Annotated in this window: 28 protein-coding genes, 1 pseudogene and 1 riboswitch; of the genes and pseudogenes, 24 read left to right on the plus strand and 5 right to left on the minus strand. The window is 28.6% G+C overall.

From position 1 onward, the window contains the following. Positions 1 to 2: 2 nt before the first annotated feature. From JYG23_RS01750 to JYG23_RS14740, 20 genes and pseudogenes are all read left to right on the plus strand, one after another. Positions 3 to 707 carry an AAA family ATPase gene (locus JYG23_RS01750; protein WP_207236741.1) on the plus strand — a complete coding sequence of 235 codons (705 nt, stop codon included), beginning with the start codon at positions 3 to 5 and terminating at the stop codon, positions 705 to 707. 19 nt (positions 708 to 726) lie between these two features. Further along, positions 727 to 1,758 carry an FAD:protein FMN transferase gene (locus JYG23_RS01755; RefSeq protein ID WP_207236742.1) on the plus strand — a complete coding sequence of 344 codons (1,032 nt, stop codon included), beginning with the start codon at positions 727 to 729 and terminating at the stop codon, positions 1,756 to 1,758. A 94-nt stretch (positions 1,759 to 1,852) separates the two neighbouring features. Continuing rightward, a complete protein-coding gene (locus tag JYG23_RS01760) occupies positions 1,853 to 2,485 on the plus strand; it encodes a M23 family metallopeptidase (RefSeq protein WP_207236743.1) in 633 nt (210 codons plus the stop codon). A 2-nt stretch (positions 2,486 to 2,487) separates the two neighbouring features. Further along, complete coding sequence (locus JYG23_RS01765) at positions 2,488 to 3,021, plus strand: M50 family metallopeptidase (RefSeq protein WP_207236744.1); 534 nt, start codon at positions 2,488 to 2,490, stop codon at positions 3,019 to 3,021. A gap of 10 nt (positions 3,022 to 3,031) precedes the next feature. Then, the gene (gene queG / locus JYG23_RS01770; RefSeq protein WP_207236745.1) at positions 3,032 to 4,123 is read left to right on the plus strand and encodes a tRNA epoxyqueuosine(34) reductase QueG; all 1,092 of its coding nucleotides are present in this window, start codon (positions 3,032 to 3,034) and stop codon (positions 4,121 to 4,123) included. After that, positions 4,116 to 4,739: an endonuclease III gene (nth, locus tag JYG23_RS01775; protein ID WP_207236746.1), complete on the plus strand. Its 624-nt coding sequence runs from the start codon at positions 4,116 to 4,118 to the stop codon at positions 4,737 to 4,739. Before queG ends, nth begins: the two co-directional genes overlap by 8 nt. A gap of 41 nt (positions 4,740 to 4,780) precedes the next feature. Then, the gene (locus tag JYG23_RS01780) at positions 4,781 to 5,335 is read left to right on the plus strand and encodes a methylated-DNA--[protein]-cysteine S-methyltransferase (protein ID WP_207236747.1); all 555 of its coding nucleotides are present in this window, start codon (positions 4,781 to 4,783) and stop codon (positions 5,333 to 5,335) included. A gap of 42 nt (positions 5,336 to 5,377) precedes the next feature. Further along, positions 5,378 to 5,848: a tRNA (uridine(34)/cytosine(34)/5-carboxymethylaminomethyluridine(34)-2'-O)-methyltransferase TrmL gene (gene trmL / locus JYG23_RS01785; RefSeq protein ID WP_207236748.1), complete on the plus strand. Its 471-nt coding sequence runs from the start codon at positions 5,378 to 5,380 to the stop codon at positions 5,846 to 5,848. Positions 5,849 to 5,863: 15 nt separating this feature from the next. After that, the gene (locus JYG23_RS01790) at positions 5,864 to 7,474 is read left to right on the plus strand and encodes a Na/Pi cotransporter family protein (protein ID WP_207236749.1); all 1,611 of its coding nucleotides are present in this window, start codon (positions 5,864 to 5,866) and stop codon (positions 7,472 to 7,474) included. A gap of 74 nt (positions 7,475 to 7,548) precedes the next feature. After that, positions 7,549 to 7,650: riboswitch (glycine riboswitch) on the plus strand. Beyond that, positions 7,616 to 8,179, plus strand: coding sequence for a GrdX family protein (locus JYG23_RS14735; RefSeq protein ID WP_242631611.1), 564 nt, complete (start codon positions 7,616 to 7,618; stop codon positions 8,177 to 8,179). Its footprint overlaps the riboswitch before it by 35 nt. 71 nt (positions 8,180 to 8,250) lie before the next feature. Continuing rightward, a complete protein-coding gene (locus JYG23_RS01800; protein ID WP_207236750.1) occupies positions 8,251 to 9,531 on the plus strand; it encodes a glycine/sarcosine/betaine reductase component B subunit in 1,281 nt (426 codons plus the stop codon). Positions 9,532 to 9,549: 18 nt separating this feature from the next. Beyond that, positions 9,550 to 10,854, plus strand: a complete 1,305-nt coding sequence (gene grdB / locus JYG23_RS01805) for a glycine reductase complex selenoprotein B (protein WP_207236751.1) — start codon at positions 9,550 to 9,552, stop codon at positions 10,852 to 10,854. Between the two features lie 27 nt (positions 10,855 to 10,881). Then, on the plus strand, positions 10,882 to 11,817 hold the full coding sequence (gene trxB / locus JYG23_RS01810; protein WP_207236752.1) for a thioredoxin-disulfide reductase: 936 nt from the start codon (positions 10,882 to 10,884) through the stop codon (positions 11,815 to 11,817). Positions 11,818 to 11,832: 15 nt separating this feature from the next. Continuing rightward, positions 11,833 to 12,150: a co-chaperone YbbN gene (locus JYG23_RS01815; RefSeq protein ID WP_207236753.1), complete on the plus strand. Its 318-nt coding sequence runs from the start codon at positions 11,833 to 11,835 to the stop codon at positions 12,148 to 12,150. 78 nt (positions 12,151 to 12,228) lie between these two features. After that, complete coding sequence (grdA, locus tag JYG23_RS01820; protein WP_207236754.1) at positions 12,229 to 12,702, plus strand: glycine/sarcosine/betaine reductase complex selenoprotein A; 474 nt, start codon at positions 12,229 to 12,231, stop codon at positions 12,700 to 12,702. Positions 12,703 to 12,795: 93 nt separating this feature from the next. Further along, positions 12,796 to 14,325 carry a glycine/sarcosine/betaine reductase complex component C subunit beta gene (gene grdC / locus JYG23_RS01825; protein WP_207236755.1) on the plus strand — a complete coding sequence of 510 codons (1,530 nt, stop codon included), beginning with the start codon at positions 12,796 to 12,798 and terminating at the stop codon, positions 14,323 to 14,325. Positions 14,326 to 14,336: 11 nt separating this feature from the next. Beyond that, positions 14,337 to 15,509 carry a glycine/sarcosine/betaine reductase complex component C subunit alpha gene (grdD, locus tag JYG23_RS01830; RefSeq protein ID WP_207236756.1) on the plus strand — a complete coding sequence of 391 codons (1,173 nt, stop codon included), beginning with the start codon at positions 14,337 to 14,339 and terminating at the stop codon, positions 15,507 to 15,509. Between the two features lie 192 nt (positions 15,510 to 15,701). Further along, positions 15,702 to 17,147, plus strand: a complete 1,446-nt coding sequence (gene rpoN, locus JYG23_RS01835) for an RNA polymerase factor sigma-54 (RefSeq protein ID WP_242631612.1) — start codon at positions 15,702 to 15,704, stop codon at positions 17,145 to 17,147. A gap of 369 nt (positions 17,148 to 17,516) precedes the next feature. Next, positions 17,517 to 18,518: a type I glyceraldehyde-3-phosphate dehydrogenase gene (gene gap, locus JYG23_RS01840; RefSeq protein ID WP_207236757.1), complete on the plus strand. Its 1,002-nt coding sequence runs from the start codon at positions 17,517 to 17,519 to the stop codon at positions 18,516 to 18,518. A gap of 63 nt (positions 18,519 to 18,581) precedes the next feature. After that, positions 18,582 to 18,823: pseudogene (locus JYG23_RS14740) on the plus strand (IS3 family transposase); the annotation flags it as partial. Between the two features lie 583 nt (positions 18,824 to 19,406). Here the strand turns inward: JYG23_RS14740 and JYG23_RS01845 are convergent. Next, positions 19,407 to 19,838, minus strand: a complete 432-nt coding sequence (locus JYG23_RS01845; protein ID WP_207236758.1) for a hypothetical protein — start codon at positions 19,836 to 19,838, stop codon at positions 19,407 to 19,409. A 214-nt stretch (positions 19,839 to 20,052) separates the two neighbouring features. Between JYG23_RS01845 and JYG23_RS01850 the strand changes: the two genes are divergently transcribed. Then, positions 20,053 to 20,769: a hypothetical protein gene (locus JYG23_RS01850; RefSeq protein ID WP_207236759.1), complete on the plus strand. Its 717-nt coding sequence runs from the start codon at positions 20,053 to 20,055 to the stop codon at positions 20,767 to 20,769. 57 nt (positions 20,770 to 20,826) lie between these two features. Here JYG23_RS01850 and JYG23_RS01855 read toward each other — a convergent pair whose 3' ends face one another. Genes JYG23_RS01855 through JYG23_RS01865 form a run of 3 tightly spaced genes read right to left on the minus strand, consistent with a single transcriptional unit; the run spans position 20,827 to position 21,824 of the window. Further along, positions 20,827 to 21,345 carry a hypothetical protein gene (locus JYG23_RS01855; protein ID WP_207236760.1) on the minus strand — a complete coding sequence of 173 codons (519 nt, stop codon included), beginning with the start codon at positions 21,343 to 21,345 and terminating at the stop codon, positions 20,827 to 20,829. A 16-nt stretch (positions 21,346 to 21,361) separates the two neighbouring features. Continuing rightward, on the minus strand, positions 21,362 to 21,517 hold the full coding sequence (locus JYG23_RS01860) for a hypothetical protein (RefSeq protein WP_207236761.1): 156 nt from the start codon (positions 21,515 to 21,517) through the stop codon (positions 21,362 to 21,364). A gap of 7 nt (positions 21,518 to 21,524) precedes the next feature. Then, the gene (locus JYG23_RS01865; protein WP_207237922.1) at positions 21,525 to 21,824 is read right to left on the minus strand and encodes a hypothetical protein; all 300 of its coding nucleotides are present in this window, start codon (positions 21,822 to 21,824) and stop codon (positions 21,525 to 21,527) included. Positions 21,825 to 22,150: 326 nt separating this feature from the next. Between JYG23_RS01865 and JYG23_RS01870 the strand changes: the two genes are divergently transcribed. Continuing rightward, positions 22,151 to 23,167, plus strand: coding sequence for a hypothetical protein (locus JYG23_RS01870; protein ID WP_207236762.1), 1,017 nt, complete (start codon positions 22,151 to 22,153; stop codon positions 23,165 to 23,167). 31 nt (positions 23,168 to 23,198) lie between these two features. Here JYG23_RS01870 and JYG23_RS01875 read toward each other — a convergent pair whose 3' ends face one another. Next, the gene (locus JYG23_RS01875) at positions 23,199 to 23,912 is read right to left on the minus strand and encodes a hypothetical protein (protein ID WP_207236763.1); all 714 of its coding nucleotides are present in this window, start codon (positions 23,910 to 23,912) and stop codon (positions 23,199 to 23,201) included. Positions 23,913 to 24,187: 275 nt separating this feature from the next. Between JYG23_RS01875 and JYG23_RS01880 the strand changes: the two genes are divergently transcribed. Both JYG23_RS01880 and gap (JYG23_RS01885) read left to right on the plus strand, forming a co-directional pair. Beyond that, positions 24,188 to 25,219 (plus strand): sugar-binding transcriptional regulator, encoded by a 1,032-nt coding sequence (locus tag JYG23_RS01880; protein ID WP_207236764.1) that lies wholly within the window; start codon positions 24,188 to 24,190, stop codon positions 25,217 to 25,219. Between the two features lie 18 nt (positions 25,220 to 25,237). Beyond that, positions 25,238 to 26,245: a type I glyceraldehyde-3-phosphate dehydrogenase gene (gene gap, locus JYG23_RS01885; RefSeq protein WP_207236765.1), complete on the plus strand. Its 1,008-nt coding sequence runs from the start codon at positions 25,238 to 25,240 to the stop codon at positions 26,243 to 26,245. Positions 26,246 to 26,255 lie beyond the last annotated feature (10 nt).

Genomic DNA, 26,255 nt, shown 5'->3' on the forward strand with positions numbered 1-26,255 from the left:
TTATGAATAAAAAAATACTGGTAACTTCTGAAAAAGATAATATTGGAAAAAGTCTATTTAGTGTCAAACTTGCTATTTCAATTGCAGAAAACGAAAAAAAAGTAGTTATTGTTGAATATACTAACAAAAATAAAAGTATTGCTGATTATTTGGGTTTTGAAGAAGAGATTATTTATGATTTAAAAGATGCATTAGAAAAAGTATGTACTCTTGAACAAAGCTTGAAGCAAATAAGCGAAAGAGTTGATTTATTACCTGCACCAAGACTTAAAAATAAAAAAATTGAAACAGATTCACTTAAATTTGCTGATTTGTTAAACACACTATCAAAAACATATGATTATATTATTGTTGAAACTTCATCTATTTCAGCATGTGTAAGTATTGATTTAAAATTAATAAATTCTATTTTAATAATGAATAATAATGATTTTTCTTCAATAAGAGAAATAAATAATGATTTTTTGATATCAAATGAATACAAAATTATTAATAAATACATTATAATTAATAAATTTGATAAAAGTGGTGCAAAAACTAGCAAAAAATTAAAAGTAAAGGATTATACTAAAGTGTTCCCACAACCTTTATTGACTATAGTTCCTTATAAGCATAAGTATGATAATTTTAAAACAGCATATTTATTAAATGAAAGAAAAGATAAACTTTCTAACTGTATAAAGGAGTTAGCACAAAAGGTTTTATAACTTTATAAAAGGTGGATATATGGTTAAAAAAAGAATATTTAGTGCTACTATATTTATCTTGATTTTGTCTATTACTACATCATGTAGTATAATGGGTAAGGATTTATCAATTTCAAGAGATGCTTTTATGCTTGATACATTAGTTACTATAACCATTTATGGTCAAGATGATCAAGAAATTATTAGTGGTGCTCTAAATAAAATTAGTGAGTTAGAAAATATATTAAGTGTTCATAAAGAAGGAAGCGATTTATATAACATTCGGCTAAACGCAGGTATTCAAGGAACAAAAGTTACAGATCATACTATGAATGTAATAAAAAGATCTATGGATTATTACAAATTAACATCTAATGATTATGATATCACACTTGGACCCGTTATAGAATTATGGAAAAAAAGCAGTGAAACAAAATCATTGCCAGATGTGAAAAGAATCAATGAATTATTAAAATTAGTTAATTCTAATTTAATTCAAATAGATGAAGATAATAACATGGTTTATGTAAATAAAGGAATGTTTATAGATTTTGGAGCAGCAGCCAAAGGTTATATAGCAGACCAAGTAAAAGAATACTTAATAGGGAAAGGCGTTAAAAATGCCATCATTAATTTAGGTGGCAATGTAGATATAATAGGTTCAAAAGTTGATGGTTCAAATTTTAATATTGGTATAATAGATCCATTTGCAAATGAAGCTAGTTTCCTGGGTATATTAAATGTTTCTAACACGTCTATTGTTACATCTGGTGATTATGAAAGATATTTTGAAGTTGACGGGAAAAGATATCATCATATTATTAATCCAAAGACGGGTTATCCAGCAAACAGTGATTTGACGTCAGTTTCAATAGTAACAAATAATGGATTAAATGCTGATATACTTTCAACTAAAACTTTTATCTTAGGATATGAAAAAGGTATTGAACTAATTGAGAGCTTAGATGGAGTTGAAGCGTTGTTTATAAAAAAAGATAAAACTATTTATTTAACAAAAGGTTTGAAGGATAGATTTAAGATTGTTAATGATAATTATAAAATAATAAATTAATAAATATATACAATAAAATTTAGTTACCCCTTTAATATTATAGTAATAAAGCTTGTAACATTTTAATACAATAATAAAAAAGGGGTGTCTTTAATTGAGCAAAGTATTTAATAAAAAAATAAATATTAAAAGAAAAGAAAATATTAATAAAAAACTTGTCATACAAATTGTATTAAGCATTGTTTTAGTTATAGCAGTTGTTATCACAAAACAACTGAATAACATATATACAATAAAATATACCAATCTAGCAAAAGAGAAAATAGTTGAAACTATAGACTACAAAAATATTTTTACTAATATCAAATCAAATTTTACCAATATTGGGCAAAGGATATCTACAAGTGTATTTCAAAGTAAAGAATATGCAGCACCGGTTAGTGGCAAAATAACAAAAAACTATGGTATTGATAACTCTGTAAACAATTCCGAATATAATCATGGCATAGATATAATATCAAACTTGGCATCTGTGAAATCAATATCAGATGGCAGTGTTCTTTCTGTTGGTGAAAATGATAATATGTTCAATTATATTATTATAAAAAAAGATGGTAAAACTATAATTTATAGCAAACTAGAAGAAGTCTTTGTCAATAAAGGAGATAATATTGAAATAGGTCAATTAGTAGGAAAATTAGATGAAAAAGACAAACAACTACATCTTGAAATATGGGAAAATGGTGAATCAATTAATCCTACTAAATTATTTAAGCTATATGAATAAAATTGAAGCTTAAATATTTATTAATTATATATATATCTTTTATATTGCATGAGATAGGGCATTTTATAACTGCACATTTCATAGGAGCTAGAGTAGTTTGCTTTAAGTTAGGTTTATATGGTGTTAATATGCAGATTAATACTAATGATTTATCATATAAAAAAAAGATGTTATTGTTTTTCTCAGGTCCATTAACAAATGTATTTATTGCTTTGTTTGCATATAAATATCAATTGGTAAGCATATTAGAGGTTAATATGCTGTTAGCAGTGATTAATTTGATACCTGTAGTTCCATTGGATGGTGGAAATATTTTAAAAACAATATTGGAGATCTTTTTAAAGAAAAAATATGTGTGTATATTTAATATAATTATTAATCTTATATTTATGTTAATTGCGTTGTGGTGTTTATATAAATCACATAGCATTATTTATTTAGCAATAGGGTACATTGCAATTAAAGGTATCATAACAGAAAAAAATATGTTATTATTTGATAAAATGAAAAACACATATAAAAAGTTAATTTATTAAAAGGTATAAGATGAAAGATAAAATATTAGAGATAGCAAAAAATATAGGTATAGATGAAATAGGATTTACTAACACATTGAATTTGGACTACCTTAGACCTGTTTTAGAAAAAAGGATAAGCAATAATTTTTCTTGTGAATTTGAAGAGAATAATATTGATAAAAGACTTAATATAAAAGATTATTTTGTTGGTTGTAGGAGTATTATTTGTGTTGCCTTTCCATATGCACAAGGCTACAAAATTCCTAATAAATCGAATATGGGAAATTTAAGTGTTTCTTCTTTTGGAATTGATTATCACAGGATAGTAAAAGAAAAGTTAAATGAGTTAGCTGAAAAAATAAAAGAAATAAAGTCATTTAATTATACTATATGCGTAGATACTACTCCTCTTGTCGATAGAGCAATATGTAAAAATTCAGGATTAGGATATATTGGAAATAATAGCATGCTTATCAATAGTAGGTATGGTTCTTTTGTTTTTTTAGGATATATTTTAACAGATTTAGATATTTCACAGGATGAAAACAAGGTGAACGATAGTTGCGGAAGTTGTAATATTTGCAGAATAAAATGCCCAAACCATGCAATACAACCAGATGGAACTATAAATACAAAAAGATGTGTATCTTATTTAACCCAAACAAAGGACTATATAGAAATCAAATATAGAAAAGCGTTAGGTCATCAAATATATGGTTGTGACATTTGCCAATATTATTGCCCTAAAAATAAACACATACTAGATTTAGATACACAATGCAATTATGAAGAGTTACTTGTTGAATTAAAAGAATTATTTTATATTTCTAATAAAGAGTTCAAAATAAAATATGGGCATTTAGCAGGTAGTTGGCGAGGAAAAAATATTTGGAAAAGAAATGCTATCATCGCTAGTGCAAATATGAAATTATATGAAATGTTCGATATTATAAGTGAAGAGCTAAAATATGATAATGATATGATTAAACTATATGCATCATGGGCATTATTAGAAATAGATAGAGATAAAGCAAAAGATTTGATATTTAAGAGAATTAAATATGAAAACGAAATAGTACAAAATGAGTACAGAAAACTTTTGGAGGTGAAAAATGAATAGAGCTACCAATGTTTATTTAATGTTAAGTGAAGAGTATCCAAATGCTAAATGTGAGTTATTATATGATACCCCATTTCAACTTTTGATTTCAACTATTTTGAGTGGTCAGTCAACAGATAAAAGTGTAAATAATTTAACTAAAGATTTATATAAAGAGTGTCCAGACCTAGATTCACTTTCTAAATTATCAATTGAAGAGTTAGAAGAAAAGATAAGAAAAATTGGATTATATAAAAATAAATCAAAAAGTATATATAAGTTATGTAAAGAATTAATAGCATTATATGATGGTGAAGTACCAAAAACTATGGAAGAACTTATAATACTTTCAGGAGTTGGCAGAAAAACTGCATCCGTAGTTTTAGCAGAGGCGTTTAAAATACCTACTTTCCCAGTTGATACTCATGTCTATAGAGTAACAAAAAGATTAGGACTTTCAAAATCAAATACAGTTGATAAGGTGTCAGATGATATGATGAAAAAGTTGCCTAAAAAATATTGGATAAATGCGCATCATTTATTTATAACTCATGGAAGAAAAATTTGCAGCTCAAGAAATCCAAAATGCGATATATGTATATTGAAAAAAATATGCAATTACAGTACAGATGATTAAATCTAAATAAAATTGTTCTTGGTAAAAATAAAGGAGTAATTATGGCTACTGTATATTATGAATATATTTTAATAAAGAAGTACAAAATTTTTCTTGCTTATACTAAAGACTTTGTTATACAAGCAAAATTTTTTGCAAATGATTCGTCGATAATAAATTATAATTGTTTTTTGAAAAGGTACTATACAAAAGTTGTACACAATAGATTTAGAAGTGATTATGGATTAATTTTAGAAAATTTTTTATTGGGAAAGTGTCAAAACATTGATTTGCCCATAAAATTTTTAGGAACTGATACTAATAAAAATGTATGGTCTAAAATTATGGACATACCTTTTGGAAAGCTTATAACATATGATGATTTAGTATCTCAATTAGGGGATAGTATAACAAATAAATTGGTTATTCAAGCAATAAACAAAAATAATTTTGATATAATCGTTCCATGCCATAGAGTTATTAATAAAAATAAAACCATATCTGTGGGTGCAGGAATATGTAGTGAGAAAATTGAACTTTTAAAACTTGAAGGGCATATTATTTCAAAAAAAGGGAATAATTTTTGTAAAAAAAGCCTTTATATTGTTGAGAAATAATGATATAATCACCATGATAAAAATATAATGAGGTGTTTATAATTGTCAATAAATATTGTAATGTTTGAACCAGAGATTCCACAAAATACTGGTAATATAGCGAGAACATGTGCAGCAACAGGTAGTAAACTACATCTAATTAAACCACTTGGATTTTCTGTAAGTGACAAGTATTTAAAAAGAGCAGGTTTAGATTATTGGAGTTTGGTAGATATTACATACTATGAGGATCTTGAAGATTTTTTAAGTAAGCATAGTAAAAAGAAGATTTTTTTATCTACTACACATGCAACAAAGTTTTATACAGAAGCAAAGTATGAAGATGAATGTTATATAATTTTTGGTAAGGAAACAAAAGGTCTCCCAGACAATTTGCATGATATGTATCATGAAAATAGGATTAAAATACCTATGATTGATAATGAACATGCGAGATCATTGAATTTAGCTAATTCAGTAAACATTGTGTTATTCGAAGCACTTAGACAAATTAGATTTCCAAATTTAATTTAGTATAATGGAGGAAGTATGGATATAGTAATTAGTCTTATAGGCGGATTAGGGTTGTTTTTATTTGGTATGAATTATATGGGGGATGGGTTACAAAAGGCTGCTGGCGAAAAAATGAAAAATATTTTAGCAGTACTAACAAAAAATAAATTTCTAGGTTTATTAGTTGGAACTCTTGTAACAATGGTAATTCAGAGTAGTAGTGCTACTACCGTTATGACAGTAGGTTTTGTTAATGCGGGCTTAATGAATTTGCAACAAGCTATAGGAATTATAATGGGTGCAAATATTGGTACGACGGTTACTGGATTTTTAGTATCGTTAAGTATTGATAAATTAGCACCATTATTTATAGGCATAGGTGTTTTCGTATACATCGCAACAAAGAAAAAGAAAGTTAAAGATGCAGCACAAATAATCATTGGCTTTGGTATTTTGTTTTTAGGTATGGATCTAATGAAAAATGCAGTAAATCCATTAAAAAATTCACCAGTTTTCATAGATGTTCTATCAAATTTAGAAAATCCGGTACTTGGAATTTTTGCTGGCTTTGCGATAACTGCTTTATTGCAAAGTAGTAGTGCAACAACAGGTCTTTTAATAGCTGTTGCAGCAAGTGGCTGCATTACTATAGATATGGCTTTTCCAATTCTTTTTGGACAAAACATAGGTACATGTGTTACAGCATTATTGTCAAGTATTGGTGCAAATAAAGTAGCTAAAAGAGCTTCAGTTATGCACTTATTATTTAATGTTATCGGAACAGCTATTTTCCTAATATTTTTGGCTAAGCCAGTATCTTTATTGGTTGTTAATCTAGTTAAGACAGATATAAAAATTCAAATAGCTGTAGCCCATATATTGTTTAATATCATTAATGTAGTTATATTATTTCCATTTTCCAATTTAATTGTTAAGGCAGCAACATTCTTAGTTAAAGGCGATGATGATATAATTGATGACAATATTAAATATATAGATACAAGATTACTTGCTACACCATCAGTTGCATTAGCTCAAGCTAGTAGAGAAACATTAAGACTTGGAAAAATAGTAACAAAACAATTAGAATACTCAATTGAGGCATTAATTAATAGAGATGAAAATATTGCAAAAAAAGTATTTGAAATTGAAAGACAAGTTAATTTATTAAATAGTACAATATTGAATTATGTAGTTAAAGTAGACAAAGTCTCTCTAAATTATGAAGAAGAAGATAAGGTGGCAAAGTTATTTAATATACTTAATGATATTGAGAGAGTAGGAGACCATGCAGATAATATAGCAGAGCTTGCAATATATATGTATGAAAATAATGTGTCTTATTCAGATTATGCAAGAAAAGAATTAGAGCAACTTATTAGATTAACACTTGATGTATATAAAAATTCTATAAACGTTATCAAAAGTGCAGATAAAGAAATTGGAAATCAAGTTATAACTAATGACCATAAAATAGATGCTTCTTTTAAAGCATTAAGAAAAAATCATATACAAAGGCTAAATGATAGAGTATGTGAACCTAGTGCTGGAATTATTTTCTTGGACGTAATTAACAATCTAGAACGTATAGGAGACCACGCTTCGAACATTGCAATTACAATGATTGAAGGATTTGGTAATAATTAATAAAAAATATTGAAAAAAATGCTTGCTTTATATGAAAAACTTTTATATAATGAATTTGTAATTAATAAGATTGAATGAAAGTTGCGGGAGAGACTCATAGTGAGCGCCGAAGGAATAAGTTATATAAAGCCAATATATATAATGATGATCTCAGGCAAAAGGACCGTAACTGGACAATACTCTGGAAAGCATAGCACCGAAGGAGCAACTCTTGCAAAAGAAGAATCTCTCAGGTTAATAACAGAGCATAGGGGGCTTAAACTCTATGCTATTTTTGTGCAAAAAAATAGTATTATAGTTAATTATAATAAATTTGAAGGTGATATAGTTATGGGCTTTATAATAATTACAAACAATGATACTGTTTACACTGAATACAAAGATACATATAATGTTGAGTTGTATGAATGCTCAATAAAAGAAGTAATGGTTAAGGTTAGAGACCGTATACATGCAGGTTACAAGCTGCTTACACATCCTTTATCTAGTAGTGTTAAGCCAAACGAATCATTATTTAAATCAATTGTTATATCAGATGAAAGTGGAACACTGGATATGGATTCTTTATTAATTATAGAAAATGCAGTTCAAACATGTGATAAATTTAACAAAATTAAGTATAATATTGAGTATACAGAGCGTATCGTTGAAGATTTTAAATTAATTGATTTAACTGTGCTTAAAAGCGCGTTAGATAGGGTATAATATTCAATATGAGTTTATACTCGCATAGATAATAATAAAAAAAATAACAAAATTATTTGGAGGTGACTTTTTTGAAGTTAGAATTAGGTTTAATTCATATTAATGACATGCAATTTTCTGATGTTACTAAATTAGAGAATGGTGTTATATATGTTAATAAAGAAGAATTAAAAAACATAATCTTAGAAGATAAGAATATTAAATCAGTTGACTTTGAAATAGCAAGACCTGGTGAAAGCATTCGTATTACACCAGTTAAAGACGTAATTGAGCCAAGAACAAAGGTTGAAGGACCTGGTGGAATATTCCCAGGAATGATGGCAAAAGTTGATACAGTAGGTTCAGGAAAAACTAACGTATTAAAAGGATCAGCAGTTGTTACTACTGGTAAAATAGTTGGGTTCCAAGAAGGTATCATAGACATGTCAGGAGTAGGTGCTGAATACACACCATTCTCTAAATTAAACAACTTAGTAGTAGTTTGCGAACCAATTGATGGTTTAAAACAACATGACCATGAAAAAGCTGTTAGATTTGCTGGATACAAAGCTGCTTTATACTTAGGAGATTTAGGTAAAACTGTAACTCCTGATGAAGTTAAAGTTTATGAAACTTTATCAGTATCAGAAGGTATGAAACAATACCCTGAATTACCAAGAGTTGCTTACGTACAAATGTTACAATCTCAAGGCTTATTACATGATACATATGTATATGGTGTTGATGCTAAACAATCATTAACTACTTTGATTTATCCAACTGAAACAATGGATGGAGCAATTGTAAGTGGAAACTGCGTATCTGCTTGTGATAAAAACACAACATATCATCACTTGAATAACCCAGTAGTTCAAGATTTATTTGAACAACATGGAAAAACTATTAACTTTGTTGGTACAATTATTACAAACGAAAATGTTTACTTAGCTGATAAAGAAAGATCTTCAAACTTCACAGCTAAATTTGCTGAATTCTTAGGATTAGACGGAGCTATTATTTCACAAGAAGGTTTTGGAAATCCTGATACAGACTTAATAATGAACTGTAAAAAAATTGAAGAAAAAGGTATTAAAACTGTTATTATAACAGATGAATACGCTGGACAAGATGGAAAATCACAATCACTTGCTGATGCTCACGTTAGTGCAAATGCTGTTGTTACTGGAGGAAATGCTAACCAAGTTATTACTTTAGCTCCTATGGACAAAGTAATTGGAAACATTGACGTTGTAACTACAATAGCAGGTGGTAATGAACATTCATTAAAAGAAGATGGCTCAATTGTAGCTGAACTTCAAGTTATAACAGGAGCTACTAATGAATTAGGCTTCAATAAATTAAGTGCTAGATAGGAAGGAGGAGAATAAGAAATGATAAAAGTTGTTCAATATATAAATCAATTCTTCGCACAAATTGGTGGAGAAGAAATGGCTGGAATTAAGCCAGAATTAAGAGAAGGAATTGTAGGACCTGGTATTGCATTTAACACTGCATTTAATGGTGAAGCAGAAATAGTAAATACTATAGTATGTGGAGACTCATACTTCAATGAAAATTTAGATTCAGCTAAGGCTGAAGTATTAGAAATGGTTAAATCTATAAAACCTGATTTATTCATTGCTGGACCTGCATTTAATGCTGGTAGATACGGAGTTGCTTGTGCTACTATAGCAGAAGCAGTTCAAAGTGAATTAAATATTCCAGTTTTAACTGGTATGTACAAAGAAAATCCAGGCGCTGATATGTTCAAAACTAAAGTTTACATTGTTGAGACTAAAAACAGTGCAGCTGGTATGAGAGGTGCTGTTAAGAAAATGGCTCCTTTAGCATTAAAATTAGCTAGAGGAGAAAAAATTGGTTCTTCTGCTGAAGAAGGATATATGCCTAATGGTGTAAGAGTTAACTTCTTTGAAAATGAAAGAGGATCAAAAAGAGCTGTAAATATGCTTCTTAAAAAATTAGCAGGAAAAGAATTTGTTACAGAATTCCCAATGCCAAACTTTGACAGAGTAGAACCTAACAAAGCAATAAAAGATATTACAAAAGCAAAAATTGCTTTAGTAACTTCTGGTGGTATCGTTCCAAAAGGAAACCCAGATCACATTGAATCTTCAAGTGCTTCAAAATATGGTAAATACGATATTTCTGGATTTGATGATTTAACAGAAGCAACTCATGAAACAGCTCATGGTGGATATGATCCAGTATATGCTAATGAAGATTCTGATAGAGTTTTACCAGTAGATATTTTAAGAGAATATGAAAAAGCTGGCAAAATTGGTTCGTTACACAAATATTTCTATACTACAACAGGTAATGGAACAGCAGTTGCTAGTTCAAAAGCTTTTGCTACTGAATTTTCAGAAGAATTAAAAGCTGACGGAGTAGATGCAGTTATCTTGACTTCTACATGAGGTACTTGTACACGTTGCGGTGCAACAATGGTAAAAGAAATTGAAAGAGCTGGTATCCCAGTAGTTCATATTTGTACAGTAGTGCCAATATCATTAACAGTTGGAGCTAACAGAATAGTTCCTGCTATAGCTATTCCTCACCCACTTGGAAATCCTGCATTAACTATGGATGAAGAGAAAGAAATCAGAAGAGGAATAGTTGATAAAGCTCTTAAAGCTTTAACAACTGAAGTAGATAAGCAAACTGTATTCGAAAAATAGTCAAGTATTAATAAAAAGGAGGCAGCTATGAGTAAATTATACGATGTAATTGTTATAGGTGGAGGACCTGCAGGCCTTTCAGCATCATTATACGCTGGTAGATCAAGATTAAGTGTATTAATGTTAGAAAGAGCAAAAGATGGTGGACAAATCGCTATGACTTCTGAAGTAGAAAACTACCCAGGATGTTTAGAAGGTGAGTCTGGACCTACCTTAATAGACAGAATGTCTAAACAAGCTGAACATTTCGGAACTGAAAAAGTATATGATGAAATAGTTGAAGCTAAACTAGAAGGAGCTGAAAAAGTATTAGTTGGTAAAAAAGGTGAATATAGAGCAAAATCTGTAATCATTGCAACTGGTGCATCAGCAAGACCAATAGGATGTAAAAATGAGAAAGATTTCGTTGGTAAAGGAATATCATTCTGTGCTACATGTGATGCTTCTTTCTTCGAAGATTTTGAAGTTTATGTTGTAGGTGGTGGAGACACTGCTGTTGAAGAAGCTATGTACTTAACTAAATTTGCTAGAAAAGTAACTGTTATTCACAGAAGAGATGAGTTAAGAGCAGCTAAATCAATACAAGAAAAAGCATTTAAAAACGAAAAATTAAACTTTATGTGGGATTCTGTTGTAGAAGAAGTTAGCGGAGACGGTATACTTGATACTATGATAGTTAAAAACAAAAAAACAGGTGAGCTAACAACAATTAAAGCTGACGATGAAGATGGAACATTTGGTTTATTCGGATTTATTGGATACTTACCAAAAACTGACATATTTGTTGATAAAATAGAATTGCAAAACGGATATATCGTAACAGATGAAAACATGAAAACTAATGTACCAGGAGTTTTTGCCGCTGGAGATGTTAGAGTTAAAAGTTTAAGACAGGTTGTTACAGCAGCTGCTGATGGGGCTATTGCAGCAACACAAGCAGAAAAATATATTGAAAATATGTAATTGGAGGAAATGAAAATGTTAGAATTAGATAAAAGTACGTTTGAAGCAGAAGTTTTAAAAGCTGAAGGATACGTTCTAGTTGATTTCTTTGGTGACGGATGTGTTCCTTGTGCTGCATTAATGCCACATGTTCACGCTTTCGCTGATCAATATGGTGATAAATTAAAATTCACTCAATTAAACACAACTAAAGCAAGAAGACTTGCTATAGGACAAAGAATATTAGGTTTACCAGTTATAGCAATCTACAAAAATGGTGAAAAAGTAGAAGAATTAATTAAAGAAGATGCTACACCAGAAAATGTAGAAGCAATGATTAAAAAATATATTTAATAATATATTTTAAAAATTATAATTAAAGATTAATAAACAGCAAATAAATAAATTAATTAATTAAATAGGAGGATTACAATGAGCATATTAAATGGTAAAAAAGTTATCATAATAGGCGATAGAGATGGTATTCCAGGACCAGCTATCGAAGAATGTGTTAAATCAGCAGGAGGAGAAGTAGTATTCTCTTCAACTGAATGTTTTGTCTGAACTGCTGCTGGCGCAATGGATTTGGAAAATCAAAAAAGAGTAAAAGAATTAACAGAAAAATATGGTGCTGAAAACACAGTAGTTTTACTAGGAGCATCAGAAGGTGAAGCAGCAGGTCTTGCAGCTGAAACTGTAACTAATGGAGATCCTACTTTTGCAGGCCCATTAACAAATGTTCAATTAGGATTAAGAACTTATCACATCTGTGAACCAGAAATGAAAGCTGAAGTAAATGAAGCTATTTACGAAGAGCAAATTAGTATGATGGAAATGGTATTAGATGTAGATGATATAGTATCTGAAATGTCATCTGTAAGAGAACAATTCTGTAAATTCAACTAATAAGTTAATATATTAAAAAAGGTGATTAATATCACCTTTTTTAAAATTTAAATTTAGTTACAAAAGTAACAATGAACAATTCAGGAGGAAATAATGAATAGTGTTTTAAAAGCTACTGGATATGTATTAGTTCATACTCCAGATATGGTTTTACATCATGGAACAACTCAAACAACTGAAAGAAGAGTAAATCCAACTTCAGATTATTTACAACAATTACCAAAACATTTAAGAAGCTTTGAAGAAGTGGTTGCATATCCACCAAATCAAACTTATATAGGAAATATCACACCTCAAGATTTAGCTAAAATCGAAGCTCCTTGGGTGGATAAAAAAATCGAGGGTGCTACAAGAGATGGTAAATTCGGCGAAATAATGCCTCAAGATGAATTTATAGGCTTAATGCAAGTTTGCGACGTATTTGACCTAATAAAATTAGAGAAAAACTTTGCTGCAAAATGTAAAGAAACATTCTTAGCGCATCCATTACTAAAAGATTTAGCTGACAAAATCAAAGAAGGCGAAGAATTAGAAACAATTATGTCGTTTATAAATGATGAACACTCAGAATCATTTATACATGAAGGAAAAGTTGTTGGTTGTGTAAAAAGAGCACATGATATTGATGAAAACTTATCAGCTCATATTATGTTTGAAAACTTAGTATCAAAAGCATCAGCAGTTTTATCATTATTAAACTTAACTGCTAAAAATGATGTTAACAAAGAAGATATTGATTACGTTATAGACTGTTGCGAAGAAGCTTGTGGAGATATGAACCAAAGAGGTGGCGGAAACTTTGCAAAAGCTTGTGCTGAAGTTGCTGGCTTTGTAAATGCTACTGGTTCTGACGTAAGAGGATTCTGTGCTGGTCCTGCTCATGCTTTAATTCATGCTGCTTCATTGGTAGCTTCAGGAACATTTAAAAATGTTGTTGTAAGTGCTGGTGGATGTACTGCGAAATTAGGTATGAACGGTAAAGATCACATTAAAAAAGGTCTTCCTATATTAGAAGATTGTTTAGGTGGATTTGCAATACTTGTTAGTGAAAATGATGGAATTAGTCCTGAAATTATTACAACTGTATTAGGTAAACACGTATGTGGTACTGGTTCATCACCACAAGCTGTTATAACAGCATTAGTTACTGATGCATTGGATAGAGCAGAACTTAAAATAACAGATGTAGATAAATATTCTGCAGAAATGCAAAACCCTGATATAACTAAGCCAGCAGGAGCAGGAGATGTTCCAGCAGCTAACTATAAAATGATTGCTGCATTAGCAGTAAAAAGAGGCGAATTACAAAGAGCTGAAGTTGCTACTTTCGGAGCAAAACATGGTATGCCTGGTTGGGCTCCAACTCAAGGTCATATTCCATCAGGAGTTCCTTATTTAGGATTCTGTAGAGATGAAATATTAGCTGGAACTACAAAAAGAGCAATGATTATCGGAAAAGGTAGTTTATTCTTAGGTAGAATGACTAACTTATTTGATGGTGTATCATTCTTAATTGAAACTAATAAAGGAAATACTCCAGAGCAAACAGTGTCAGAAGAGCAAATCAAAGGATTAATTGCTAATGCACTTAAAAACTTCGCTTCAAATCTTTTAGCAGAATAGGAGTGGAAAAAATGTCTGAATTACAATTAAATAAAATTATAGGTAAAGTGTTTTCAGAGTTAGCTGATACACTTGAAACTGGTTCTTATGGCAAAAAACCGAATATTGGTATTACTTCTATGGGAAGCGAACATGGAGAAGATAATGCAATTAATGGTGCTTTAAAAGCTATAAAAAATAATATAGATGTTACAGTTATAGGAACAAAAGCTGCTGAAGGTTTGAATTTAGCAGAGATTACAAATGAAGACCAATCTCACAAAAAAATGGAACAGCTTTTAGATAATAAGGAAATTGATGCTGCAGTAACAATGCATTACCCATTCCCTATAGGTGTTTCTACAGTAGGTAGAGTAATAACACCTGGAACTGGTAAAGAAATGTTCTTAGCAACAACTACTGGAACTTCTTCAACTGATAGAATTGAAGGAATGATTAAAAATACTATCTATGGTATAATCACAGCTAAAGCTTGTGGTATCAAAAACCCAACAGTTGGTATTTTAAACATTGATGGAGCAAGACAAGTTGAAATAGCACTTAAAAAATTACAAGAAAATGGATATGATATAACATTTTCAGAATCAAAAAGAGCTGACGGTGGTGCAGTTATGAGAGGTAATGATTTACTTATGGCATCTGCAGATGTTATGGTACTTGACTCTTTAACAGGCAACTTGATGATGAAATTGTTCTCAGCATATACTACTGGTGGTTCATATGAATCATTAGGATATGGTTATGGACCTGGAATCGGTGAAGGCTTTGATAAAATTATAATGATTATTTCAAGAGCTTCTGGAGAACCAGTTGTAGAAGGTGCAATCAAATATGCAGCACAACTTGTAAAAGGAAACTTACTTAATATTGCTAAAGAAGAATTTGCTAAAGCAAAAAAAGCAGGTTTAAAAGAAATATTAAAAAGCTTAAAGCCAGTAAAAAAAGACGATGCTTCTGATGAAGATGTAAAAGCACCAGCAAAAGAAGTTGTTACTGCACAAATACCTGGTATCGAAATCATGGATTTGGAAGATGCAGTAAAAGTTTTATGGAAAAATGGAATATATGCTGAAAGCGGAATGGGTTGTACAGGACCAGTCGTTTTAATGAGTGATGCTAATCACAAAAAAGCAGTAGACCTATTAATCCAAGCTGGCTATGTTTCAAAAGACCAAGCTGAATAAAATTAAATATGATTAAATATTTAAGTAGTTTAATTACTATTGTGTCGTGAAGTATAAAGACATCCTAAGCATTAATTTGTTTAGGATGTTTTTATTTTTTGAAATATAACATTAATATTTGGTACTATTATATAGGTTAGCAACCTAGTAGTGAAATTCTTTTGCTTTTTATCATGAATTTTGGTATAATTAATGCATAAGAAAAACTTTTATAATGGAGATATAACCATGAAGATGGGATTTGAATTAAATTTATCACAAACACAGAAGTTAATAATGACACCAGAGCTTAGACAGGCAATACAAGTATTACAATTTAATAATGTAGAACTTATGGAATATATTAACAATGAATTAGAATCTAATCCTTTTTTAGAAGTAGATGATAAAAAAAAGGAGACAAATAAAGAGGATAATGAGAACTTAGAATCTTATAAGGATGATTCTAAGAATGAAATAGATTGGAAAGAAGTTATAGAAAAATACGATGATATAAGCTATAAGTCTAATAATTACAATAATGATAAAGATAATAGGCAATCGTTTGATAGTTATGTATCAAAAAAAATATCACTAAAAGAACATCTGATGTTTCAATTAGGGTTAAGTGTGACTAATAACAAAGAAAGAAAAATCGGTGAGTTTTTGATAGAATCTTTAGATAATAAGGGATATTTATCTTCTACTATACAGGATATTAGTTTTCAAATAGGAGAAAATGCAGTAGATGTAGAAAAGGTTTTACATCTTTTACAATCATTTGATCCTGTTGGAGTAGGTGCAAGAAATTTAAGTGAATGTCTTATGATACAGCTTAAAGAAAAAGGAATTCAAGACAGAAATGCATATATTATAGTTGATAGATATTTAGATGATATAGCTTTTAATAAGATGCAAAAAATTTCTAAAGAATTGCAAATACCAGTGCAAAGAGTACAAAGTATATGTGATATCATAAAAATGCTTGAACCAAAACCTGCAAGAGGTTTTATAGTTGATAGTGACAATATTAGGTACATAGTACCTGATGTAACAATAGAAAAAATTAATGGAGAATATATCATTATCGTTAATGATTCTAATTTTCCGATGCTTTCTATAAGCGGTTATTATAAGCAAATGGCTGCAGATATAAATGATAAAGAAGCTAACAAGTTTTTGACAGATAAGCTTAATTCATCATTGTGGCTAATTAGGAGCATTGAGCAAAGACGATTGACACTATACAAAGTTGTAAAATCAATACTTGAATTTCAGAAAGATTTCTTTGAATTTGGTATTGAGGCACTAAGACCATTAGTTTTGAAAGATGTAGCAGAAGATATATCAGTTCACGAATCAACAGTAAGCCGTGCAACTAATGGAAAATATGTTCAAACTCCAAGAGGAATATTTGAGCTTAAATATTTCTTTTCAAGTAGTGTTAAAGATGATAACGGTGGAGATGGTGTTTCATCACTCAGCGTGAAATCACAAATTAAAGAGCTTATAGATAATGAAAATACCTCTAAGCCATTGAGTGATCAAAAAATTGCTGATATATTAGAGAACAAAGGTATAAATATATCGAGACGTACAGTAGCTAAATACAGAGATGAAATGAGAATTCCAGCATCCTCTATGAGAAGAAGATTTTAATAAAAATTAATATAGAAAAACACAGTTTAGATAATATTCGACTAAAATTGTGTTCTTTATGGCTCTTTGTCAATAGTTGGTGTAAGAATTGAATAAATTCTTGTACTGACAAGGCAAAGGGCTATTTTAATGTTCAATAATAAAGTAAGTAATTTAGGGTACACAAAAAATTAGTTTAAATGAGTAATTCCAAGATAAATTAATATGACTGCATATAATGCGGTCTTTTTTTTGATAAACTATATTATTAAAGCATAATATCTTTTTAATTAATAAAATATGTTGCATAAATTAAAATATATGCTATAATATAAAAGAAATATAGCTATATATTACATACTACTTATTTGTGTTTATTAGGAGGATATTATGATTAAAGTAGCAATAAATGGATTTGGAAGAATAGGAAGACTTGCATGCAGATTAATGTTAGATTCTAACGATTTTGATGTTGTTGCAATAAATACACACTCAGGAGCAGATACATTATCATATTTACTTAAATATGATTCTGCACAAGGAAGTTTTAAAACTGATAAAATAACTAATACAGAAAATGCTATACTAGTTGATGGAAAAGAAATAAAAGTTTATGCTGAAAGTGACCCTTTAAACTGTCCTTGGAAAGCATTAGATATAGATATAGTATTAGAATGTACAGGAAAATTCATAAAAAAAGAAGACGCAGAAAAACATATCACTGCTGGAGCTAAAAAAGTTGTAATTTCTGCACCAGGCAAAGGTGATTTGAAAACTGTTGTATATAATGTTAATCAAAATGTTTTAACAAATGATGATAAAATCGTTTCTGGAGCAAGTTGTACAACTAATTGTTTAGCACCGGTTGCTAAAGTATTAAATGATAATTTTGGTATTGTAAAAGGATTTATGACAACAGTTCATGCATATACAAAAGACCAAAATTTGCTTGATAACTCACATAAAAAAGGTATTAATGCAAGACGTGGACGTTCAGCTGCTACTAACATTGTACCAACATCAACAGGAGCTGCTGTAGCTGTAGGATTGGTATTACCTGAATTGAAAGGTAAATTGGATGGTATGGCTCTAAGAGTTCCAACAGTTACTGGTTCAGTAGTAGATTTAGTAGTTGAATTAAAGAAAAATGTAACAGTTGAAGAAATAAACAAAGCATTTAAAAATGCAGCAAATGAAACATTAGGATATACAGAAGACCCAATAGTATCAAGCGATGTTATAGGAAGCCATTTTGGTGGAATAGTAGACGCATTGTCAACAAACTTAATTGAAGTAGAAGGAAAACAAATGGTTAAAATTATTTCATGGTATGATAATGAAATGTCTTATACATCACAATTAGTTAGAACAGCTAAATATATGTGTAAATAAATATAAAAATTAAAAATTTGAAAAAAAGGTAGCATTTCTTAGAATGCTATCTTTTTTTTGTTGTTATTAGTTTATGAAAAATTTACTGAAATTAAATATATTGTAGAAAAGTATAAATTAAAAATAAGATTAGTTACTTATGTAAATTGTCAGGAGTTTCGCGTTCTGGTTATTATAATTATTTTTCAAGAGCATCTATTTCTAACTGTTGTATCAAGATGAAAGAGATTTAGAAATATAATAATGTAATAGCTGCACTTAATTTTAATAATCGTAAAAAAGGTGCTAGACAAATAAAGATGACTCCTGTTGAATAAAGAAATCATCTTCTTAATTGCGCCTAGGCTTTTTAAAATTGTCCTTGACAAAGGGTACATTTACTTATAAAATATATTAACCTATTGCCAAAAACTCATAATGCTTAGATTAAATTTCTTTTTCTCCTCATGGGAGGGCAAGACGCTTTAATATATTTTTATAAAAAATTTATCCAGGCAAATAACAAATGAAACTGAAAATTATGACAAATAGTAGAAGAAATAAAAGGTGATGTTAAAAATCGCCATAAATCGTTTTTAAGAAGAAACAAGTTTATTGACATACTCACATACATAAATCTATTTATTACACCAATATTATTTATAATTATCGTTTACATAATTAAATTTAAGTAAAGGAGATATTAAAAAATGAAGAAAAAAGTAAATTATCCATGTCTAATTATATCTGATGAAAAAGGAACTTTTAGTGTAACATTTCCAGCTTTAAAAATACTAAAGATATGAAAAGGATTGTTTAAAACTTGTTTTTGAATATTGTCAAGAGATGGCATGATATCACCTGAATCTATTAATATCATTAAAATTGAAGTTAAAAAAAATAGCAGGTTTAATCAATGGAATTTTTTATTGATATTTCATTTTCTTTTAATAAATCTAATAATTTATTTTTATAAGTAGAATCTAAATAACCATATTTTAATTTGCTATCTGCATTATGAATAATAAGTACATCATTTTTAGTATCACAAAAAAACACTATATTATATACTATATTTTTATTATTTTCTAGTCTAATTTTACATAGAAAATTTTCATTATAGGTACTTAAATTAGATATTAATTTTTCATTAGTATATTTTATGTTGGAGATTATATTATTAATATTTTTTATAGTTTCTTTGTTTTTTATAGAAATTACTCCTATTCTGCTATTTACACTAATTTGTAAGATTTGTTTATTTTTATTTAAGTTAAATAAAATCATTAAACTTGTTACTAAAAAAATAGCAATAATAATAAGCGTTATTTTTTTTTTCATAATTAAATTCCCCTCTAAAAATTTAACAAATATAATACAATTTAATTAAATAAAAATTATTTTATATTTATTATCTAATATTGATAATTTTAAGTTATCAATATATTATAACATAAATTTATAAAAATAATAAAAAAAAAAAAACACAAATTTCGACAAAAAAATCTATTAAAATATATTATAATAAAAAAAAGCATAAAAAGGAGTAAAAAAAATGAAAAAAATATTATCTTTTGTATTAGTAATATTAATACTAGTATCCTCTATGACAATTAATGTTTTTGCTGATGAAAACAATAGTACAAAAATTAAATTAGGGGATGTATTTGTTAATGTACCTTATAATGAAAACGACATAATAGTAGAGTATGAAAAAAATGAAATTGAAATAAGAGCAATAATAAAAGACAAGCATACAGGTGAAATATTAGACATACATGGAGAATATATTCAACCTTTGGACAAGTTACCTCAAAGTATAATAGAACAATTCCCAGATGAGTTAAAAACTAGAGCAAATAGCTTGAAAGAATCTAATGATATTAATATGGTATCAAGTCAAGGTGATTTTTTTGTTAAAGTTGTTTACAATGATAAAGTATTTGGTTCTATTGTAGCTAGATTATACTGTGAATTTGAATATTATAGTGAATATAATTATAGAAATGTTACAAAAATAGTTGATACATATTGGAGAGAAGCTTCAAGTGGTACATTTAAAATAGAAAGAGAAACAAGTAATGCAACAGTATCTGAAGACAAAACAGGAGTAACAGTTTGGGGTGGATGTAATATAGTTTTAACAGTTACAAAAGATACTAGTGCTTCTATTGGTATTCCAGCTGTATTTGAATTTAGTCATGAAGTAGGAGAAACACAATATTATAGAACTACTATTGATGATTTTAGATATTCATATAGTATATATTAAGTTTAGTTTCTGTGGATATGAATTGCATGTCTTACTATATTAATAAATTTTTATATTTTATTTTCTAAATTTACCCAAAAATCTCTTTTTATTCTTAACTTCCTTTTGTTGTTCTTTAGAATAACTTTGAGTTGTTAGAAGTTGTATATTCTTAGCTTGTAATGTTTGACTTGCTTGTAATGACATATTTGCATTTTCAATCTGTCTATCTTTAATTTTAAGTTGCTCTTGCAAACTCTCAATTTGCTTATCTTTTTGTTTTAATTGCTCTTGTAAAAGCTTTGTGTTATCTTCCAACACATTGATAATACTTGATAATTTTAAAAAATCGGAAACTTCGCAAACAGTTTGCGATTTGGTTTGCGATTGTTTTTCGGTAACTGTTTGCGATTGGTTTTCATTTTTAGTTAAAAACATAGCTTTTATAATGCTTTCACCTTTTGATGATATGTATAAAGTGTTTCCGTTTTTAATCGCAAACTTAGTTTTTATTTCATCATTTAGCTTATTTCTTATAGCTGTTTTTGATACTCCTATTTCATCGGCAAGCTGCTTAATAGTTTTTCCTTTTTTCATACATTAACCCCTTAATTTAAATATCTTCACTAGCAATTAAGTATTTTAAAAATCCACAATCTGATTTAACCTCTTGATTTTCCTTGATTTTTAGCAATTTAGTAACACAATGGTCTAAAAATTCATATTGAGTAGGTATGCTCATATCTTCCTCAAATTTGAATTTTAACACTTATGCTCTATATACATCTTTCTGATATATTTAATCTATCAAGTAAACCCCAAAATTTAGTGTCTTTATATTTAGGTTCTTGGTTCTGCACTTCATTAAGAGATATTTGTTCCTCTAAAATATCATTATTTGGTTGTTCATATTGAGCTGATGAAGTGTTGTTAGTATTTTCTTTGTCAAAAGAAAACTCATAAGCTACAATAGGCTGTCCTCTTTTTCTTGCTTTTATCTTATAGCAAGTTAGATTTTCAAAGTATTGTTTTAATTCTTTAATGCAAGGGTTCAAAATTTTAGCACCTATTTTCATATTCGTATAACTTTTAGGAACGTCTAAAATTCTATTAAATTCTTCAACTTAATTTTATAAGAAGACAAGTTCTTTTTATAAATCAATCAATCAAACTATAATAATTTTATATTTAAAAAACATTTAATAATATAAATAATTTATGTAAATATAAACAAAAAATATATACAAAAATAATATTAATTTAGACATAATGGTAAAATTTTTAAAAAATATAAACAGTGGGTTTACAAAATCGAAATAAAAATGTTTTTAATATATGTACGTACAAAAAATAAAAATTCAAATAAAAAATTTAAAATGATAACAATTATGGAGGTGTTATTATGAAAACAGGTGTTTTTTTAATTAAACATATTGTATCTGGATTATATCTAAATGTATATGGTGACGAAACAATTGAAGAAGGAAGAAAACTATGTCTTTATTCTTATGTTCCAAATGTTAAAGCTGAACAATGGAGAATAGATAAAGGTAGTTATAGGTTTCATTTAAAATCAGAATTAGATAATCGCTATCAAATTAGTTCTATTAAAACAGGTCTTTACGAAGATAAACCAACAATTGTAGAGATAATTGAAAACAATACGTTAACATTCGTGCAAACAGACCCTAACAATGATAATGTTTTTATGTTATACGGAAATGGTGGATGGTTAAGACCTGTGGCTAATCATTCTTTAGCTGATGTATTTTGGAAAGTTGTAAAAGACGATGCAGATCCTAACAACAAATGGGAATTGATAGATGTTAATTCTCCACCCCCTCAACCAGAAGGATCTAAAATTTTAAACCTTAATTTCCGAAATATAAATCAAAGATTTGATGGTTATTATAAAGGAAGTGAGTTTAATCCAGGAGGTGCAAATGATCCGATGTATCAATGGGGATGTAGTAGATGTTCAGTTGCTTGTATACTTTCAAATATTGAAGGTGTTGAGATTGATCCAAGAGATGTTCCGACAAATCTCAACTATGAAGTTGTTTTCAGTAATATATCATCTGAAGGAGTTATATCTACAAATGTAACTCACGATGTTTTAGCAGTTAAAGGAAGTTCCGAACAGACTTGCCTATCAGCTATAAAGCAAAGTATAGACAACGGTATACCAGTTATTGTAAGAGTAGTTTCAGCTGGATCAAATCATTTTTGTATAGCATATGGTTATGAGAATGGTGGAGCTACTAGAGGAGATATTATAACTTACGATACCATTTGGACAGGAAACACTAAATATGATAATAATACAAATAAATTGTATGGAGAAAAGGCTAATCTCGGAAGAGTTATAAGTCTTAACTTTGGAAGTGGAAGTTTTAATGAGGTTTTCACTTATATTTAAACAAACATTTAAAGGGCAGATATTCTGCCCTTTATTTAAGTTTTACTGATTGTATAATATGTAATAATGTAGATCTTCGTTCGTGATCATCGTATATTGTCATCCTTAGAATATAATCTTCCACTTTTAAATATACTGTACAGCTCTGATGAGGATTAAGAAACAATATACCTTCCAAATCATTAAGCGTTTTTATACGTATAGTTCCGTAATTAGAATCACTGTCAAAATTACCTTTATTAAAGAATCTAAAAAAAGGGCTTAAATTTTCATTAAATGGCATTAAATCGCTAATTTTGTACAATCCAGATATTATAATTATAGAATTCTTACCTGTTGTAGGATTTTCTCCTTCAACATGATACCCTCCAATAGTATCTACTACACCGTCAGTAGGATTTACATGTGCTGGCAACAAAACACTTATGCTCAATGGTTCCTCAAGCTCTACATCCTCTGCTGGATATGTAAAATCGTCTTGGTAACTGTTTTTAAAGGTAACATTCACTTCTTTATAATAATCTTGTACATCTTCTGATAAAGAAAATTCTAATTTAACATTTTCTTCAGAATCATTTTTATTATTTTTATTTGTTTCATTACTATGATCTATATTGCATACTTCTGAATCTATATTAGCATTGTTATTAACATTTGAAGTATCATTATCAACAAACTCTGAAGAGCAACTTGTTCCAACAGTAATAATAGTTATTAATATTAAAAATAATATAAATTTTTTCATTGTATTCACCTCTCAAAGGATTAGTTACATTTTTATTAATTATATACAATTATTTACAATTTATCAATAATAAATTTATTGAATGTTTATATTATTTATAATATTAATAAATAATAAACGGAATTATTTATGTGAAATATCTATAAAAAGATAGGAACTAATTAAGATTTATTATAGATTTTAAATAAAACTCCACTTTTTATATTTTTAGTGGTATAATGATAAAGCGGGACAAAAAAAGTAAATATGGACAATATACGTCCCAGAGGTGATATATGGATTGTAAAAAAATGTTTGAACTACAAAAAAATATAGTTCCAGAAATAGTGAGTACTTTAAATGAAAGATACAATATTTTGAAATGTATTGAAAGTAATCAACCAATTGGAAGAAGGTTATTATCTACTAAGCTTGATAAAACAGAAAGGATAATAAGAACAGAGATTGACAAGCTAAAAAATATGGAATTAATTAATTCTATAAGTTCAGGTATGATATTGACTGATTTGGGGAAAAATTTATTAATTGAATTAGATGATTTAATGTTTGATTTAAAAAATATAGCTAATTTAGAAAGTAAACTTAAAAATAAATTGAAAATTAATGAGGTTTTCATTGTTTCGGGTAATACAAGTATAGATGAGCATGGAAGTACCAAGTTTGGTAGAAAAGCAGCAGATATAATACTCAAAAAAATTAAAAATAATGATATTGTGGGTATAGCTGGTGGAACAACTATGGCTTTGATAGCAGATCATATGAAAAGAAATGACAATATAAGCAATATCACGATTGTTCCTGCAAGAGGAGCGTTAAATGAAGAGTTGAAATTACAAGCTAATACCGTTGCATGTAATTTTGCTCATAAAATAAATGCAAATTACAAACTTTTGCATATACCTGATGATTTAAGTGAAAATGAACTTCAGGTAGTAAAAGAAAATGAAACCATACATGAAGTTTTTGACTATATAAACAACGTAAATGTTTTAATATTTGGTCTTGGAAATGCACATGATATGGCTATAAGACGAAAAGCAAATAATGATATATTAAATACTATTGAAAAAGAAAAACTAGTAGCAGAAACTTTTGGTTATTTTTTTAATAGTAAAGGTGAAATGAAGCTGCAGATGAATTCTGTTGGTATAGATTTAATTAAAATTGAAAATGTTGAAAATTCTATTGCAGTTGCTGTTGGTAAAGAAAAAGCTGACGTGATTTTAGCATTTTCTAATTTTCATAAGAATTTTAGTCTAATTACTGATGAATCAACTGCACGCGAAATATTAAACATAAACATTTAAAAATTCGGAGGAATAGAAATGACTAAAATAGCAATTAATGGATTTGGAAGAATAGGAAGACTTGCATTTAGACTAATAAGCGAAATTGAGGAAATTGAAGTAGTAGCAATAAATGATTTAACAGATGCAGAAACTTTGGCATATTTATTAAAGTATGATACTGCACAGGGAAATTTTAAAATGGATGGTATCTCAAATACTGAAGACAGCTTATTAATAGATGGAAAGCAAATTAGAATATATGCACAAAAAGATCCTGAATTATTACCTTGGAAAGAATTGGGTATTGATATAGTTATAGAGTGCACAGGAAGATTTACATCACAAGAAAAAGCTAGTAAACATATAACTGCGGGAGCAAAAAAAGTTATTATTTCTGCACCAGCAAGTGGCGATGTAAAAACAATAGTATATAATGTAAATCACGAAGACTTAGATGGAAGCGAAACTATTATATCAGCAGCAAGTTGTACTACAAATTGCTTAGCTCCTGTTGTAAAAGTTTTAAATGATAATTTTGGTTTAGTAAAAGGATATATGACAACTGTTCATGCTTATACAAATGACCAAAGAATTTTGGATTTACCACATCCAAAAGGAATTTATTCGAGACGTGGTCGTGCAGCAGCAGTTAATATAGTTCCAACATCTACAGGTGCTGCAGTAGCAGTTGGTAAGGTATTACCTGAGCTTAAAGGTAGACTAGATGGTATTGCATTGAGAGTTCCGACTATAACAGGCTCAGTTGTTGACTTAATAGTTGAGCTTAAGAAAAACACAACAGCAGAAGAAATAAATAAAAAAATAAAAGAAAATTCTAATGAAACTTTAGGATATACTGAAGATCCAATAGTTTCTAGTGATATAGTAGGATGCAGATATGGAAGTTATTTTGATGCTTTATCTACTAATATTATGGATGTTGACGGTGAACAATTGATTAAAATATTAGCATGGTATGACAATGAAATGTCATATACAGCACAACTCGTTAGAACAACTCAATATATTGCAAAATTCATATAGAAAACTCAAT

This window comes from Sedimentibacter sp. zth1, assembly GCF_017352195.1.
Taxonomy (GTDB): domain Bacteria; phylum Bacillota; class Clostridia; order Tissierellales; family Sedimentibacteraceae; genus UBA1535.

Bases quoted from the DNA above. Each gene is read 5' to 3' on its own strand.
- gap (WP_207236757.1), top strand. From the start codon at position 17,517: ATGATTAAAGTAGCAATAAATGGATTTGGAAGAATAGGAAGACTTGCA.
- JYG23_RS01850 (WP_207236759.1), top strand. From the start codon at position 20,053: ATGAAAAAAATATTATCTTTTGTATTAGTAATATTAATACTAGTATCC.
- JYG23_RS01880 (WP_207236764.1), top strand. From the start codon at position 24,188: ATGGATTGTAAAAAAATGTTTGAACTACAAAAAAATATAGTTCCAGAA.
- JYG23_RS01855 (WP_207236760.1), bottom strand. From the start codon at position 21,345: ATGAAAAAAGGAAAAACTATTAAGCAGCTTGCCGATGAAATAGGAGTA.
- trxB (WP_207236752.1), top strand. From the start codon at position 10,882: ATGAGTAAATTATACGATGTAATTGTTATAGGTGGAGGACCTGCAGGC.
- nth (WP_207236746.1), top strand. From the start codon at position 4,116: ATGAATAGAGCTACCAATGTTTATTTAATGTTAAGTGAAGAGTATCCA.
- JYG23_RS01865 (WP_207237922.1), bottom strand. From the start codon at position 21,824: ATGAAAATAGGTGCTAAAATTTTGAACCCTTGCATTAAAGAATTAAAA.
- JYG23_RS01815 (WP_207236753.1), top strand. From the start codon at position 11,833: ATGTTAGAATTAGATAAAAGTACGTTTGAAGCAGAAGTTTTAAAAGCT.
- JYG23_RS01790 (WP_207236749.1), top strand. From the start codon at position 5,864: ATGGATATAGTAATTAGTCTTATAGGCGGATTAGGGTTGTTTTTATTT.
- queG (WP_207236745.1), top strand. From the start codon at position 3,032: ATGAAAGATAAAATATTAGAGATAGCAAAAAATATAGGTATAGATGAA.
- JYG23_RS14735 (WP_242631611.1), top strand. From the start codon at position 7,616: ATGATGATCTCAGGCAAAAGGACCGTAACTGGACAATACTCTGGAAAG.
- JYG23_RS01875 (WP_207236763.1), bottom strand. From the start codon at position 23,912: ATGAAAAAATTTATATTATTTTTAATATTAATAACTATTATTACTGTT.
- rpoN (WP_242631612.1), top strand. From the start codon at position 15,702: ATGCATAAGAAAAACTTTTATAATGGAGATATAACCATGAAGATGGGA.
- JYG23_RS01870 (WP_207236762.1), top strand. From the start codon at position 22,151: ATGAAAACAGGTGTTTTTTTAATTAAACATATTGTATCTGGATTATAT.
- JYG23_RS01845 (WP_207236758.1), bottom strand. From the start codon at position 19,838: ATGAAAAAAAAAATAACGCTTATTATTATTGCTATTTTTTTAGTAACA.
- JYG23_RS01780 (WP_207236747.1), top strand. From the start codon at position 4,781: ATGGCTACTGTATATTATGAATATATTTTAATAAAGAAGTACAAAATT.
- JYG23_RS01755 (WP_207236742.1), top strand. From the start codon at position 727: ATGGTTAAAAAAAGAATATTTAGTGCTACTATATTTATCTTGATTTTG.
- JYG23_RS01750 (WP_207236741.1), top strand. From the start codon at position 3: ATGAATAAAAAAATACTGGTAACTTCTGAAAAAGATAATATTGGAAAA.
- gap (WP_207236765.1), top strand. From the start codon at position 25,238: ATGACTAAAATAGCAATTAATGGATTTGGAAGAATAGGAAGACTTGCA.
- grdD (WP_207236756.1), top strand. From the start codon at position 14,337: ATGTCTGAATTACAATTAAATAAAATTATAGGTAAAGTGTTTTCAGAG.
- grdC (WP_207236755.1), top strand. From the start codon at position 12,796: ATGAATAGTGTTTTAAAAGCTACTGGATATGTATTAGTTCATACTCCA.